Origin of the sequence: Buttiauxella massiliensis, assembly GCF_902500225.1 — a bacterium.
Classification (GTDB): domain Bacteria; phylum Pseudomonadota; class Gammaproteobacteria; order Enterobacterales; family Enterobacteriaceae; genus Buttiauxella; species Buttiauxella massiliensis.
Genome location: NZ_LR722649.1, coordinates 406,072 through 421,976 on the forward strand (window position 1 = coordinate 406,072; position 15,905 = coordinate 421,976).

The 15,905-nt window shown below is 46.0% G+C and carries 11 protein-coding genes; 6 read left to right on the forward strand and 5 right to left on the reverse strand.

Annotated features, from left to right (window positions below):
• A partial coding sequence (locus GC128_RS04135; RefSeq protein ID WP_151993219.1) for an Ig-like domain-containing protein occupies positions 1–942 on the forward strand: 942 nt, incomplete at its 5' end.
• A gap of 57 nt (positions 943–999) precedes the next feature.
• A complete protein-coding gene (locus GC128_RS04140) occupies positions 1,000–1,350 on the forward strand; it encodes a tryptophan synthase subunit beta (RefSeq protein WP_151993220.1) in 351 nt (116 codons plus the stop codon).
• A gap of 268 nt (positions 1,351–1,618) precedes the next feature.
• Here GC128_RS04140 and lapD read toward each other — a convergent pair whose 3' ends face one another.
• The 5 genes from lapD to GC128_RS04165 form a co-directional block, all read right to left on the reverse strand.
• Positions 1,619–3,559 carry a cyclic di-GMP receptor LapD gene (gene lapD, locus GC128_RS04145; protein ID WP_151993221.1) on the reverse strand — a complete coding sequence of 647 codons (1,941 nt, stop codon included), beginning with the start codon at positions 3,557–3,559 and terminating at the stop codon, positions 1,619–1,621.
• A gap of 9 nt (positions 3,560–3,568) precedes the next feature.
• On the reverse strand, positions 3,569–4,207 hold the full coding sequence (gene lapG, locus GC128_RS04150) for a cysteine protease LapG (RefSeq protein ID WP_151993288.1): 639 nt from the start codon (positions 4,205–4,207) through the stop codon (positions 3,569–3,571).
• 82 nt (positions 4,208–4,289) lie between these two features.
• The gene (locus GC128_RS04155; RefSeq protein ID WP_151993222.1) at positions 4,290–5,156 is read right to left on the reverse strand and encodes an amino acid ABC transporter substrate-binding protein; all 867 of its coding nucleotides are present in this window, start codon (positions 5,154–5,156) and stop codon (positions 4,290–4,292) included.
• Between the two features lies 1 nt (position 5,157).
• On the reverse strand, positions 5,158–6,072 hold the full coding sequence (locus tag GC128_RS04160) for an amino acid ABC transporter substrate-binding protein (protein WP_151993223.1): 915 nt from the start codon (positions 6,070–6,072) through the stop codon (positions 5,158–5,160).
• The gene (locus tag GC128_RS04165) at positions 6,062–8,257 is read right to left on the reverse strand and encodes a putative bifunctional diguanylate cyclase/phosphodiesterase (protein WP_151993224.1); all 2,196 of its coding nucleotides are present in this window, start codon (positions 8,255–8,257) and stop codon (positions 6,062–6,064) included. Before GC128_RS04165 ends, GC128_RS04160 begins: the two co-directional genes overlap by 11 nt.
• Positions 8,258–9,019: 762 nt before the next feature.
• On the opposite strand from GC128_RS04165, the gene GC128_RS04170 reads away from it, so the two are divergent.
• The 4 genes from GC128_RS04170 to GC128_RS04185 all read left to right on the forward strand — a co-directional run bounded on the left by GC128_RS04170 (position 9,020) and on the right by GC128_RS04185 (position 15,905).
• The gene (locus tag GC128_RS04170) at positions 9,020–11,200 is read left to right on the forward strand and encodes an EAL domain-containing protein (RefSeq protein ID WP_226811982.1); all 2,181 of its coding nucleotides are present in this window, start codon (positions 9,020–9,022) and stop codon (positions 11,198–11,200) included.
• Between the two features lie 130 nt (positions 11,201–11,330).
• Positions 11,331–13,430, forward strand: coding sequence for a methyl-accepting chemotaxis protein (locus tag GC128_RS04175; protein ID WP_151993226.1), 2,100 nt, complete (start codon positions 11,331–11,333; stop codon positions 13,428–13,430).
• Positions 13,417–14,484, forward strand: a complete 1,068-nt coding sequence (locus tag GC128_RS04180) for a chemotaxis protein CheB (protein ID WP_151993227.1) — start codon at positions 13,417–13,419, stop codon at positions 14,482–14,484. Before GC128_RS04175 ends, GC128_RS04180 begins: the two co-directional genes overlap by 14 nt.
• Entirely contained in the window at positions 14,481–15,905 is a 1,425-nt protein-coding gene (locus tag GC128_RS04185) for a CheR family methyltransferase (protein ID WP_151993228.1), read from the forward strand. Before GC128_RS04180 ends, GC128_RS04185 begins: the two co-directional genes overlap by 4 nt.

Genomic DNA, 15,905 nt, shown 5'->3' on the forward strand with positions numbered 1-15,905 from the left:
CACAAGATCTTCACCGGTGACGTTAAGCTTTATAGCGATGGTCATGTGGGATACGAAATTGCAGTTGAGAGAAAATATCTACTTGAAGGCGAAAACGACATTAAAGTCAGCGTCACTGTTACGGACGGTGTCGGTAACACTATCACTGTTGACGACGGGCATACTGTGAATGTGGACACCCACGCTGACGCCAAAATCACTATCAATAATGTCACCGACGATAACCGTATCGACTCGCAAGAAGCGCGTCACCATGTGACACATATTACCGGTCAGATCGATAGCGCCGATGTGCATAACAACGAACATATTAGCGTCACCGTCAATGACAAACATTATGACGACGTGGTACTACACGAAGATAATGGCCATCTGACCTATGACGTTCCGGTTAATACCAATGAGCTTCATATTGGTAAAAATAGCGTGGGTGTTTCAGTTATCGCTAACGACGATCATGGCAACACCAACGTTATCCATCAAAAAGCTGATTTTACGATGGATGATCCATCCCATCGTGGAAAGCATGACGTAGATGGTAGTGACAAATCACATCATGCTGCTAATGCACATTCTCACGATAATGGATTAAGTAACCTGTTTGATGACAGCCACGATACTTTCTCCTTTAATCTTGCCCATGATTCGAAAGGCCATCACGGTGATGAAAGTCTGAAGATCTTTACCGGTAAAGAAAGCCACGGAAACGAGAAAGTTGATCTGAGCGATCTGGCGCACGAACTGCACGAAGGTACAGATATTACGCAGATGATTAAGGGCGGGGATGCACACCACGGCAAGGGAGGTACAAGCGCTGCTGATGCACCTTCTGTTACCCCGGCACACGGTGGTGATGCACACCATGCAAGCTTTGACTCAGCGGGGGCGGCGACCCATTCGCTGGACCACCTAATCCCAAAGCCTGAGCATTACCATTCATAATTGAGAGCCGCCGCCCTTAACCGGGCGGTGATTCCTACGCATATAAAGGTATCGAAAATGTATTACGTTCAACGTAATGAAGAAGGCCAACTGACGCGGGTTGAAAGCGAGCCGTTTGTCGGCATGACGGGTGAGATATTCTCACAGACTCCGGAGATTGCGGCGTGGAACAATGCCCGCGATGTGGTTGATGGGACTTTGCAGCATCGTGAGTTGCTTCAGCGAAGCGACCTGGAAATGGTTCGTGTTCTGGATGACCTGATTTTCTTGCTGATTCAAAAAGGCGTGATAACGATTACTGACTTGCCGCCAATGGCGCAAGTTAAGCTGATGAATCGTGCGCAGGCGCGCCAGGGATTAGGTGGTCTGGAAGATCTATTAAACTCTGACGACCAGGGCATATTCTAAATAGCCGTCATATTTCGAGCTGCTTCTGCGTTGACTGCGTTCACAAACCCCAGTCACTTACTTTTGTAAGCTCCTGGGGATTATGCGGCCCATCCATGGGCCTTACCCCTTTGGGGACGCTGCAAGCAGCGTTCAAATTTGTTCCAGAGAAATTTGTTGCTCTCTTGCCGCCTTGATGCAACTCGAACTATTTAGGCTACGCATTAGTGAACGTGTTTAATGGTTTGTAGGGTGGATAAGCGAAGCGTCATCCACCATTTTTTACTGCTTAAAACGGAGCTGGTTCACCTAACAACTGCCCCATCGCACCATAAATCCCAACTTCTTGCAGCACTCGCAGTTCACCTTCGGTTTCTACTCGCTCGGCAATCAATGGCAAATCAATGTTGTTTGTCGCACCATGTAACACGTCAATAAATAAGCGCTTATCGTTTTCAATATCAATATGGCGGATATAGCTGGAGTCGATTTTCAGATAAGCCAGGCCCCATTGTGACAGGTGGCCAATCATATCGAAGCGACTACCGAAGTGTTGCAGACCCAGGCCACAGCCATACTGGTTCAACGATTTGATAAACACTTCCATCTGCTCTGGTTCCGGCAACTGGTTTTCATCCAGCTCCAGAATTAAGCGGTTGGCAAGCTGCGGGCTTTGCTTCAGTGGGTTGAGGAGCTGTTTGATACTCGCCTCATTGGCCAGTGAATTCCCGGACAAGCTGAGCGCCAGATAGCCCGGGTAGCTTTTCAACTGCTTCAGCGTCAGGCTTAACATCACTTGGTCCAGACGTTGGCTCCATCCAAAGCGGTGAATCCAGGGCAGGAAGCGACCGGCGGTAATGCTGTTGCCGTTTTCATCCACGATGCGCGACAACACTTTGTAATGAATAACTTTCTGTGTATTTTTACAATCGACAACCGGCTGGAAGAATAACTGGAACTGCTCTTTACTCAACGCATTTTCAAGGCGAGTAAACCACAGGTGTTGGTCTTCCAGGGCGGCGTCAGTTTGTACTACTGGCAGGAAATTAGTCTGATGCGTGGTATGGGTTTCTGACTCCGTCAGCGCGCGGTCAGCCTGAACAATCAGCGACTGCGCTGAATCGCCGTAGCTAAACGGCACCATTCCTGTATGTGCGACAGGGTTCATGTCAGACATACCGGTGGCATAGAATGCGGCAAGCTGCTGATTGAGCGAGTTTTGCAAATTCAGCATTTCATTATGTGTGACACCTGGGCAGAGCAGGGCGAATTCACCACCACGGATACGCGCAAGAATACTGTCTGAGCCGGCGTATTGGTTTCTCACCACATTCATCATATCGGCAACATGTTTGAGTAGGTTGTCAGTATGCGGGCCGCCAAAACGTTGGTTCAAACCACCCAGATCCTGAATACGCAGTAACAGTAAATATCCTGGTGCGGTTTCTTCGTCGCTTAAACGTGTCTGCATCTGCATATCGAAAGCACGGCGGTTAGCAATACCTGTCTGGCTGTCGATATAGGCTTCACTATGCAGGCGCTCACTATGCTCGGCCTGATCTTCGAACAGCGTCTTGAGTTTGGTGACCATCAGGTTCATGGCTTCAACCACACGGCGCAGTTCGGGGGTTTTCGGTAAGTCGACCTGAGTCAGGTATTCACGGCGAGTAATAGCTTGTGATTGTTTGACCATGTAGTTGAGGGGGCGCAATTGGCGGCGTAATAGTGCGGCACCGGCCAGAATACACACGACGCTACAGGCCAGCATCCACAACAGGTTTGCCAACGTACTTTCCCACAAACGCTTAATGGCAAAGACTGGGTTACTCACTACTTCGACGCGTGCAGCCTGCTGCCAACCGCGCATAATGGTGGCTTCAGCGGCTTGCGGAGAGACATTAACCAGCGCAACGAACCAGTGTGGAACCTCAGGAATAGACAAAGAGGCGGTGCGCTCAAGGATGATTTTCCCGCTACTCTGATCGATAACGCGGATAGCATCGTAGTACCCACTATCAAAAATCGAGCTAACCATAAGCTCGATCATTGCCGGATCGTCAACGTGCGGAGTTAGTGATAAGCCCAGAGCCGTGGCAGCATCCTGCGCATGGGACAGCAGCTGATTATTATATTGCTCTCGAGAACTTTCGAGATTAACAATAAAACTGCCGCTGAAAATAATCAGCATAAAAAGAAAGATAGCTATAAGAAGCTGTTTGAAAAGAGACACAGGCTTATCCTATTCATCAACCGGGAAACCTTCGTCCCGCATTTTTTTCAACACATCCTGCCAGCGAGAAAGGCGCTTACTATCCCCGACACGTTTATTATTCTGACTTCCTGGTAACCACAGACCGTTATCATTAAAGGAATACACAGGTAATAAATCCGTACGCTTTGTTGCAGGTAAAATGTTATCCGTCAAACTATCAAGAACTATCGGTATTGCATCGGGTGTTTCGTACCAGGTTAAAACCATATGGGCTTTATCAAGTCGTAAGGCTTTAACGTAGGTAATACGCAGCTTTTCTCCTGAAACACCTAGCTGACGTAATGTGAAATATTTAGCGATGGCGTAGTCTTCGCAATCTGCTTCCCCTTTCCGTAGGGATTCTATCGGTGTCGCCCAGTAGTCAATTACGTGCCAGATATCTATATCTTCACGATAGTGCAGCTTCTGGTTAAAAAAGTGATTCACCGCACTTAATTGTTCAGACTCACTTTTGTTTCGCTGCTCAAGCAACAACTGCTGCCAGTCATCAATTCGCTGCCCGGCGTCAATAGGTGCAGGGCCATACAGTTTGTCGGTGCGTTGTTGAATGGTGGTGAAATCCCAGGCAGCACGTAATGAGCTTCCCGCCAATAACAACAAGAGCATGCCAGAAAATATGAAATGCGTAGCGTGTCTGGTATGCAAAAATTTCCTGACTGAGTTCAATTACACGTCCACATCGAGGCGCTTAATATTGGTTTTTCTGTGTGTTTTTTACGACCACTTTCTGCGTCAGCCATTTGTTGACTAACTGAGCATTAAGTGGTGATTCGAATATTGTCCCCAGAGTTTTGTCGACAAAAGCGACAAACATTGGGTCTTCCTTTCTCATCATCAGGGCATATTTCATTTTATCACCAACAACCTCATGTGAAACAACGAAGTCTTCAGGGTGTTCGCTTTGGTTGATATATGGATAAGCCAGAATATCATCCAATATTAATGCAGCTGTACGCTTTTGCGCCATCATATCGAAAGCGTCTTCCACAGTATCTGAAGTAACAATCGAAAGGCTAAGGTTTTTTTCGCGATTAATCCTGTTCAGTTCTAACAGGTCTTTAGATCCACGCGGTACAGCAATGGCTCTGCCTTTTAAATCATTAAGAGTTCTAATGTTATTATTGCGGAAGGACACAATGCGCATGTGCGCAACAAAGTAATCGGTAGAAAAAGAGACGCTATTTTGGCGCTCAGGTGCAACAGTATTAACGCTGCAATCTAAATCAATCTTGCTGGAGTTCAGTGCAGAAACACGCTCGGTAAATAAAACAGGAATATAATGAACAGCGAGTTTTTTGATACCCAGGCTTACTCGTAACTCATCAGCAATCATATTACACAGTGCAATGGTGTAACCTGTGACTTTGCCGTCGCTGTCGCGGAATGAAAATGGCTCAAGCTGGCGATAACCGATATTTAAAGTGTCACTTGATTTGATATGCTCAAGAGTCACAGAGGTTGGCTCTGCGGACAAAGGCTGCGATGCCATGCTTAATGGTATAAACATCAATGCATTGAGTAAATGCTTTAGCTTGAGACTAAATAAATTTTTCATTTTAGTTCGCATTGTTTGATGTTGATGCAATTAGTGCTTTTAGCGCAGTCGACATAGGTATGTTGAGATTTATCGCTTTCGGCGGAATGGGTGACATAAACCAGCGTTGATATAAATTATTAAAGTCCTTACTAATGAGGATTGATTTCATTGTGTCATCAATAAAACCTTTAAATTCATTATCATTTAATGGCAGGAGTAACCCTGCAGGTATTGGCTGGCTAAACACTTCATTCGATATTTCGAACTCATCAGGATTAGGGGATAGAGTCATCATACCTTTAAGTAATACATAGCTTGAAATTAATGCAGGTAATTCCCCCGATTCAAGGCTCTGAAATGCAGCATTGTTACTATTTTCTAGTTCTATATTGAGGTTGAGATCGTTCGTTTTATTAAGCTGATGTAATTGCTCAACATAGATTGTGCCACTTTTGACTAACACACTGTGTCCGGCTAAATCATCGATGGTATCGGTATGATTATTTTTTCGTGTGATAAAGCGTGTGCTGGAAAAGAAGAAGGGGAGGGTGAACTCTGCTTGTTGGTGGCGTGCTTCTGAATAAAATGCCGGAATGCACATCATGTCCGTAGCATGGTTTTTGATCAAAACAAACTGCGAGGCGGTGCTGCTTTTGACCCAGCGAACTTTAAGGTCTTTTATTTTTAACTTAACTTTAAGTGCATCAACGATTTTATTACAAATATCTATCGAATAGCCCGCTGGATGCTGTGACTCGACATACGAAAATGGGAAAGCATCATCCTGGTAGCCGAGTGTGATGGTCTTTGTCTCGGCTATCCTGTCCAGGGTTGGCTTACTATGAATATTATGCGCCCGGCACAGCGGGCTTATCAAAAGCAATAGTGCAATGGCCAGATACGAGGTCTTACAAAACAATGGCTTATTCAGCATTGCAAACCTCACCATCGATGACTTTATTGCCAAAGGTTGGCTCCAGATCTTTTTCTGGCAACGGCCGGCTGTAATAGTAGCCTTGTACGTTTTGGCAGGAAATGCGTCGTAAAATAGTGCGCTGCTGTTCAGTTTCAACACCTTCGGCGGTCACACTCATGCCATATTTCTGGGCAAACTGAATCAGCATGACTACCAGATACTGACTGGCACTTTCTTGTTCCAGTTTCATAATCAGCGTGCGGGCAATTTTTATGCGCGTGAATGGATAAATAAGCAGGTAATCCAATGCTGCGTATCCGGTGCCCAGGTCGTCCATTGCAATTGAGATACCCATCTCGCGAATACTGTTAAAGACGGGTAATGCGATGGACTGATCCAGTTTTTCGGATTCAGTGACTTCGATTTCAAGGCGGTTTGCCGAAAGGCCGCTTTGTTTCAATGCATCAACAATAATATCAAGCAATCCAGGGCTATGAAGTTGATAGGCAGAAATGTTAACGGCAACTTTTATTGTCTCAGGCCACTTAGCGGCTGCCATACAGGACTGGCGAATAATCCACTCGCCTAGTCGAATAATCAGACCTGATTCTTCAGCAATATTAATGAAGTAATCAGGGTATATCAGACCTTTGGTTGGATGATTCCAACGAATAAGCGATTCATAACCACAAACAGTTTCATTTTCCAAATCGACAATCGGCTGGTAGTGCAGCACAAACTCATTGTTATCAATACTATTAATGATTTCCTGGTTCACAAACACACTGTTGGTGTGCTTCATCATCATGCCATCTTCAAAGAAGTGGTAGCAGCCACGGCCACTGTGTTTTGAGGCATACAAGGCCAGGTCGGCATTGATCATCAGCGTCGTAGCGCTATTGCCCTGCGAAGGTGCCGTAACAATCCCGACGCTACAACTGATGGCGAAGGAGTTTGTGCCGTAGGTAAATGGAATGCTTAACGCGCGGACAATTTTTTGCGACAGCGCGGCAGCTTCCTGATTATTGTCTGACTTCACGCTTTGAAGGATCGCGAACTCGTCACCGCCCAAGCGGGCAGCAAAATCCATTGGCCCTAACAGCAGTGATAAACGTTGGGCAACACCGATAAGTACTTCATCCCCGGCCGAGTGGCCGAAGGTATCGTTTACCGGTTTAAAGTTATCAAGGTCAATAAGCAGAAGGTTGAATAGTTGCCCGTTCTGATTCACTTCGCGGATGCACTTATCAAGTGCCTGGCTAAATGAGGCGCGGTTAGGAAAGCCGGTCAGTGAATCATGGTGAGCCATATATTCCATTTTTTGCGACATCTCCTGCATTTTCTGCAGGTAATCTCGTTCAACCATCGCCACGCGCAGTTTTTCAATTGCCGATGCAAGCTTGCCGATTTCATCATCCTGGTCTAAGAAAGGAGTAATGAGGTCGGTTTGCTCGTGTGCAATACGGGTTAAAGAGTTAATCAGTACAGGGACCGGACGGAATAGTCGGCGCATAAAAATGGTAACCAGCGCAAGCGTTGCCAGTAAAATCAACGCCAGAATGACAAGGGTCTTCTTCAACATGGCATCGTAAGCTGCATACAGCTGGCTTTTATCACCGATGCTACTGATCAAACTACCAAGAATTTCACCGGATGGTGCAAGGATCGGAACGGCACTAATAAAGCACTCTTTTCCGTTAATAGAAGCGAAGCCAATATAGTAGTTCACCAGAACGTCTGTGGCTCTTTGCCCTTTAAAGACTATTTTTGCTTCTGGTGAATCTGAATTATTGCTGATGCCCTGAAAGCCTTTTTCTGGCGTATAAAGGAAAAGCCAGGTTGGGTTACGGGTTTGCACTGAAGCCAGTGCCAATACATCAACAGGGTTATAACCGGTTTGGATGACTGAGTCAGGGTCACCAAGTTTATGTTCCGAGACAATACGTGTAATTTGCCCGGTTGAGCTCGTTCCTACCGCGACATTGGTGTACACGTTACGGACGATGTAAGTCATTATTTGAGCATTCGCTTCAGCCTGGTGTACCCATTGCTGGTACGAGAAGCTATCAATCAGGCCCCAACCAGCACATGCACCCGCACCAAACGCAATAAGGATACCAGCCAACAAGAATTGGGTTATTTTTCCTGCGATAGAATGGTGCCAACCTTTTACGCGTTTAAGCGAGAAAAAATTTTTAGCCACAGATTGATAGTTTCCTAATAAATGCGAATGACTCATGAATTAAAAACTTGGTATTAACTCATTACTATATATTGTCTGGTTGTTGCTTTTATGTGAGTTTTTATGAAGTGTGTCAGACGTTGCGTCAACAATAATGAACTGTAATGTAGCATTATTGATGAGATAATAAATAAAGGCAAAACGACGCGCCGGGACTATAGTTAACACTGCTATTCAAGTCAATCATAATAAATGCCTGCTAAAAACCAAACTCGGCATTGATTGATTCTCTTTAACATCCATATTAAATAAACACGTTAAGCACTATTGTATATTGTCCTGCATTAAACATTATAGAATTAATTCTATTTAGTGATTTTCTATTAGTTTTGTTATTTTTCAGCGTGTTGCGTGATTGCTTTGTTTGAGGTTAGATGTTTTTCAATTGTTTGTTATTGTCCATTTTTACCTATAAATAGCTGTTCTTTTTTGTTCGAAAAATGAATACAATTAAAAATGACTTGAGAGTGAAAGCGGTTTTAACATTCATTAATCATAAAGATTATTAAAGTTAAGCGTAATTGTTAGTTATTTGTTTATACCACTGTTGGCTTGGAAGTGTGTATGTTCTTTTTTGCTATGGTGTGAATGTTAATTAATCGCAGCATTTGTTTTAATTCATTATATCTTCTGCAAGAATTTTGTCCATTTAGCAATACACTCACCACATCACATTATTAACATTCGAAAGCATACAAACGGGTTAAATACTTGGACTCTACAGTGAGCAATAGCACAGCATATACCAATAAACGGTGGGTTTTACCGCTGGTACTTCCGTGCCTGCTTTACTTACTGGCGCAGCTACTAAGCAGTCATCGGGTTTTTGAAGACCAGGTATTGGTAGTGTATGACCTGAGATTAGCAGCTCTGACGGCTTTGCTTGTGTTGTTTGGCTACAGAGTCATTGCCGGGGTTACTCTGCTTGCTGTTTACACATTGTTATACCGTCCAGAACCTGAAATCTATGAACTGTTTTGCTATCAGTCTACGGCCCTAATCAGCTACTTCCTTTATAAACAGAGTACGGGCTGGCGAAGTGCGGCAAGTTTTGGGCGTATAAAGCTCACTACCAAAAGAATTATCTGGCTATGTGTTTGTAATGCTTTACTAAATACCGTTATGAGCGAAGTGATTTTTCTGTTTACGACCTATCACACCGACTCAAAAATGGTCTTTGATCAAGTTTTCAATGCGGAAACTCTGGTCAGAATACAAGGGGTGATGAACGGGTGTGTTACCGGCATTCCTTTGTTTTATACCGTGTTAAGGATTATTTGCCGCCCGAAGTATTGGTTTACTTGCGTAAGAACGATGAAGGCTCAGTTTTCTGCAAACGTGAGTCTTTCCCAGTTTGCCGCGTGGTCGGTAGTGCTGATTGCTCTGATGTACTGCCTGAATACTCCTTACCAGGGCTCGGTCTTATTCACCTTTTATAGCCTGATATTAATCTTCCCGCTCATGCTGTGGAGCTCTGTTCGTATCGGCTATGTTTTTACGGCACCTGTCTGGACCGTGATGATGATTGTGCTGGCGAAGAACAACGCAAATTATATCGCGCTAAACGATGACTTCATGCTTCATCAGGTGTTGGTTTCAACGGTCATTTTTATCTTTACCCTGACCATTGTCATCATGGGCGTTTTGGCGAGATTCAATACGTTACGCTTCGAGCAGTTGCTTCATATGGGGTTCACAGACCCCATGACCAACATGCCTAATCTCCGGGCATTAAAGGCTGATATAAAAGCATCCCCGAACTCTACCGTTTGTCTGATACAAGTTCCTGAAGTGGATCTGTTTGCCCGGCGCTATGGCACGCACTTTCGTGCCAGATATCAGAAAAAACTAGCTCAAGAGTTACGTACAAAACTGAATGACGATGAAAAGGTTTACTACCACGCGGGCTACGGTCTGCTGTTCAAGCTCGAGCAGCCGAGCTGGGGAAGACTTAGCATTCTGTACCGGTCAGCGAATACGTTTCGTTATTCCCATAATAACCAGCAACTCGGCTTTCGCAGTGGGCTTGGCTATTGCCGGGCCACACAATTTTGCGATGACGTTTACAGCCTGACCGGGAAGCTCGGCATCGTCTCCGGGCTATCGGTGGTGAGCGGTAAGCCTGAAAACCTCGAAGCACAATCCAGTCGCGCCATTGAACATCATATTGTTGGGCGTACCGATATCCGAACAGTCTTACAGAAGACGCTGGATAACGATGCATTTGTCTTAATGGCGCAGCCCATCGTCAGCACCCGTGGTGAAGAGCGGTATCACGAAATACTGCTTCGCATGCTGGATGAAGAAGGGCGCTTTATTCCGCCAGATCGGTTCTTACCGGTGGCAACCGAAGCGGGCCTGGCACCAGAAATTGATTTATGGGTGATTAAGAACACCTTAAAAAATATGCAGTTGTACCCTGACCGCTGTTTTTCAATCAACCTGACGCCGGTGACTGTTTGTCGCGCAAGCTTTGTTAATAGCGTTCAGCTATTGCTAACGCAGTTTGGGGTCGATCCACATAGGATCATCTTTGAAATTACCGAAGCGGACGCGCTGTCCGATACGGAGCAGTCACAGAATACGGTGCGCTCGCTCAAAAGTCTGGGATGCCGGATAGCGATTGATGACTTTGGCACGGGCTTTTCTAGCCACGCCCGTTTAAGAGACGTCAGCGCGGACATTCTGAAAATAGACGGTTCTTTCATTCGTGAAATTACCGAGAACGAACTCAGCCACTACATTGTTGAGTCGTTTTGCCATGTAGCAAGAATGAAGAATATGCAGGTCGTTGCTGAGTATGTTGAGAATGAAAAAATTCAGCGGTGCCTGGAAAAAATGAACGTTGAATGGCTACAGGGCTATCACTTAGGTAAGCCTGTGCCTTTACTGACGTTGGTATGAAATGGCTGTGAAAAATCACTTTCTTTGGAATGATTTTTCTGGCCCTTACGCTCGCGTGTCCAGTGAGTACTGCACGTAGCAAGATATTAATTCGGCATTAATTTCACATTATCTAGATCACTGGAATCTCATGCATAAATTCTTAAACATGCAGCAACCTGCGGAAGCTGACGCCTTAGCTACTACGGAAAAATTTCTGACATCATGGCTGCATAAGTTGCAAATCGGTGTCGCCATGAAGCTGGGCCTGATGCTGGTTTCATGCATTGCTGTGTTGTTGGTTGGTGCATCCTTCGTGCTTTCGTCTTACCTGGCGACTCAGCTGCAAGATAATGCTCTGGAAGTTCTGCGTTCCAATACACGGATTTTCCACAATAACATCAACACCGAATACAAAAGGGTCCTGCGGGACGCTGAGCGTTATAGCAACGTTTATATTAACAATTACCAGAATATGTCCCCGGCTCCGCTGCGTTCGCTGGATGAAACTGCGCTTAAAGCTTTATTAAGTGATACCAATATTAATTCCCACTTCACTGAGTTAACCAGCGTATTCGCTTCCACCTTAGTGCGTGAAGGCGATCAGTTTGTGCGCGTTTCTTCGACCTTGCAGGGTAAAGAAGGAAAGATTGCCACTTCTACCGTTCTGAGCCATGACAACCCTGCATATGCTGCGTTAATCAAAAACAAACCCTTCTCTGGTGTAGTGGTGATTTACGGAAAACAGTTCATTAGCCACTACGAACCGATTGCCGATAAATTCGGCCAGGTTGTTGGGGCGGTGGCAATTGGTTTTGACGTTAAACTTGCTTTGCAGCCGGTCATTAAAGAACTGTTAGCGGTACACATCGGCGAGGGAGGTTACGCATACGTGCTGGATGCTGGATTTAGCCCAGGCACTATGGTCGCACACCCGACTCTGGTGAATCAGCATGTTGAGAACCTCACCGACGCCCATGGTTATAAGCGTTACGCCGATATTTTAGCGCGTAAAAACGGCACGATTTATTACGAAACCGTCAGTGGATATGGTGCTGCTCCTCGCAAAAGAGTCGCGGTGTTCGAATATATTGATGGGATTAACTGGATCATCGCCACTACCAGTTATGTTGATGATGTTGCTCGCAGCAGCAACCTGGTACGCAATAGCCTGCTGCTTTTCAGCTTGCTGCTGATGCCGATAATTTTGCTGTTGATTGCCGGAACCAGCCGAATCCTGATTTCCAAGCGTTTGAAGAACGTATTGAAAATTTCACAAGCGATTTCTCAGGGTGATCTCACCGTTGATATTCGTATCGATCATAAAGATGAAATCGGTGACTTGCTGAGCGCCAACGAAAAGATGCGGGCTTCTTTGCATGCGTTAGTCGGCGGAGTTGTTTCTCACGCCCATCACGTACATGAAGCGGCACTAAAAATTACAGAGGCTGTTGATGGCCAGGCTTCTACTAGCGTTGAAACCTCTTCTTCGGTAGCAGAAATCACCTCGACCATGGAAGAGTTGTCAGCTTCTTCTACGCAGATTGCTGAGCATTCTCGCGCAGTGGTAGACATTGCCAATGTGACTCTTGATGACTGCAACAAGGGCTCCGATTCGATGGGTGAATTGCTGACTCGCATGTCTGATATCGACAGCGACAACCAGCAAAGCATGCGCGAAATTATGATGCTGGGTAACAAGTCTAAAGAGATTAGCCGCGTGATGGTTATCATCAACAACGTTGCTGACCAGACTAAACTCATTGCCTTTAACGCGGCTCTGGAAGCTTCTAGTGCTGGCGAGTCCGGTAAACGTTTCTCAGTAGTTGCTGCAGAAATTCGCCGCCTGGCAGACTCAGTGACCGAATCGACCTTTGAGATTGAGAACAAAATCAGCGAAATCCAAAACTCGATTAATCGCCTGGTTCTTAACGCAGAGAAGGGCAGCAATAGCATTAAAGCGGGCACTAAAGCCTGTAAAGTCAGCGCCGACCGCTTACATGACATAGTAGCAACTGCTGAACAAACCTCTACCGCGGCCATGCAGATTTCTTTGTCTACTCAGCAACAGAAAACGGCAAGTAATCAGGTCGTTATGGCTTTGCGCGAAATCGTAGTTGCCAGCAATTACACCTCTCAATCAATTAAAGACATTCTGTCCATCAGCCAGGATATGACCCAGTTATCCGAAGAGTTGAACCAGGCCTCAGGGTCTTTCAAATTGACGGATAGACCTGATGAACAGGCCTAAAATTCGGGTGCTGATCGTCGATCATGGCAGCGTGTCGCGCAACGATCTGATTAGACAGCTTGAGATCAATAAAAACATAGTGGTCGTAGGCCAGGCTGTGCATCGCGAACAAGCGGCGAGCCTGGTTCAAAAGATGGCTCCGCAACTTCTGTTGCTGACGTTAGGTGCGCCAGGTCCGGAAAACGTCGAAACCGTTGAAACGATTATGGCCACTTGCGCGATCCCTATTATGGTGATGCGTTACTATCCCGATGCGCAGTGGGATGCGGAGTTCATCACGCGTGGTGCCCTGGCTGTGGTAAACAACCAGGGTGAGTCAGCACAGGCGACTAAAGCGTTGCATCGTCAGGTTGAGATGTTGGTCGGTGTTAAGGTTATTCGCCATATCCAGGGGCTACGTCAGCATTCCGAGGTTCAGCCAGATAGCATTCAGGCTCCCATTTTTGACGAGGCGTATCACCGAGAGTGGCCCTATGTGTTGGCAATCGCCTGCTCAACGGGTGGGCCACAGGCGCTAAGCAAATTACTGCAGGCACTGCCTGCAGATTTTCCTTGCCCGATTATTATCGCCCAGCATATTGCTGACGGCTTTGCCAAAAGCATGGTTGAGTGGCTGGATAGTGTCACTGGACTTATTGTGCAACTCGCTCAGGAAAATGATGTGTTATGTGCCGGCCACGTTTATATCCTGCCTCCGGAGCACCATCTGGTGGTCAAAAAGTATCATCGTTTGGCTGTTATTCCTCGCAAGGTGACTGATGTTTATCATCCAAGCTGCAATTTGCTGCTGGAGTCTGTGGCTGAAGTTTATGGTGAAAAAGCAGTAGGACTCATCATGACGGGCATGGGTAGCGATGGATGCCGTGGCATCGAGGCTATCTTCCATAATGGCGGTAAAACACTGGCGCAGGATGAAGTGTCCTCTGTCGTATTTGGTATGAATAAATTCGCCATCGACAAAAACGTGGTTCATAAGACACTTCCGCTGGAAAAACTTGCTGGTGCTTTGTTGGCTATGGCTCGTCTTGGGCAATCTGAGGGCAAACTGCCATGATCCCAAATATTGCGGCCTTTAAAACACTCATCAAAGATAGAGTGGGTCTGCATTTTTTTAATGGCATGGAAGGATTGCTCAATGCGGCATTGCAGCAGCGCATCTCTGAGCGCGGTAAAGAGAGCTTTGAAGAATACTATGAGATCCTCTGCGTCTCGACTGACGAATTCGATAAGCTTCTTAGCCTACTGACGATTAACGAAACGTACTTTTTCCGTGAGCCGGATGTGCTGGATATCATTTGCGATAAGCTGGTGCCGCGCATTCTTGAGCAACGCAGTGGCCCGGTGCGCATCTTAAGCGCAGGCTGTTCTTCGGGCGAAGAAGCTTACTCTCTGGCAATAAAGCTCCATCAGAAATACCACGATAAATTCATCGACAACGTTGAGATTCACGGCTGCGATATCGATACCAAAATTCTGGAAAAGGCTCGTACAGCAATTTACTCCAGTTACTCTTTCCGTGGTGTCGATCCTTTATTGCAGCAAAGCTATTTCACACGCAACGGTAACCAGTTCCAACTGCATGATGTGATTCGTAATAAGGTGAAGTTTCACCGTGCGAACATTGTTAAAGAACAGCTTCAACCCACATTCGATATTATTTTGCTGCGTAACGTCTCCATCTACTTTGATGTCGAAACGCGCCGAGCACTGCATTTTAACCTGCTGAACATGCTGCAACCGGAAGGGGCGCTGTTTTTTGGTAACGCTGAAACGCTGGCTAATAATTTTGGCATCCTGAAGCTTAAACAAGAGTTCGGGAATTTCTACTTCTGCCAACCGAAAGCGGCGCGTACTCAGGCTCCGGTAACCAACGTACGACCACGTATTATTACTCCGGTTATTCCGGCCGCCGCACCTTTCATTGATGCTCCGGTTCCTTCCGCGCAGCAGTGTGATAGCTGGATTAAAAAAGCACTCGCCTGCGTTGCTGACAAACGCTTTTCTGAAGCAGAAGAGCTGATAGGTCAGGTGTTGAATAGCGACATTCATAATCTGGAAGCGCTGGTTATCAAAGGTGCCATTGCACTGGAGAAATGTGAGTTCGAGCAAACGGCTTTAAGTGCGAAACACGTGCTTGAGCTGGATGAATGGTCTGCGGAAGCGAAAATGCTACTTGGTTTGGCAATGATGTGGCAGCAGCATACCCAACAGGCGATTGCCTGGTTTAAACAGGTTGTTTATCAACAGCCTGGATACTGGCCTGCCCATTACTACCTAGCCGAAATGTATCGACAAAGCGAGTTGTACCGCCCGGCTCAACGGACTTATCGCATTACTCTTCAATTACTCAACGCCGAAATGAGCAATACCGGCAACGCCACCGCATTGCGGCTGCCGCTGTCATTTCCGAGTAATTCTTTTCGTTTTCTTTGTGAACATCAGCTGGCGCAGTTCACCACTCAGGATGGGCAATAG

Bases quoted from the DNA above. Each gene is read 5' to 3' on its own strand.
- GC128_RS04155 (WP_151993222.1), bottom strand. From the start codon at position 5,156: ATGAAAAATTTATTTAGTCTCAAGCTAAAGCATTTACTCAATGCATTG.
- GC128_RS04140 (WP_151993220.1), top strand. From the start codon at position 1,000: ATGTATTACGTTCAACGTAATGAAGAAGGCCAACTGACGCGGGTTGAA.
- GC128_RS04180 (WP_151993227.1), top strand. From the start codon at position 13,417: ATGAACAGGCCTAAAATTCGGGTGCTGATCGTCGATCATGGCAGCGTG.
- lapG (WP_151993288.1), bottom strand. From the start codon at position 4,207: ATGCTCTTGTTGTTATTGGCGGGAAGCTCATTACGTGCTGCCTGGGAT.
- GC128_RS04160 (WP_151993223.1), bottom strand. From the start codon at position 6,072: ATGCTGAATAAGCCATTGTTTTGTAAGACCTCGTATCTGGCCATTGCA.
- GC128_RS04175 (WP_151993226.1), top strand. From the start codon at position 11,331: ATGCATAAATTCTTAAACATGCAGCAACCTGCGGAAGCTGACGCCTTA.
- GC128_RS04185 (WP_151993228.1), top strand. From the start codon at position 14,481: ATGATCCCAAATATTGCGGCCTTTAAAACACTCATCAAAGATAGAGTG.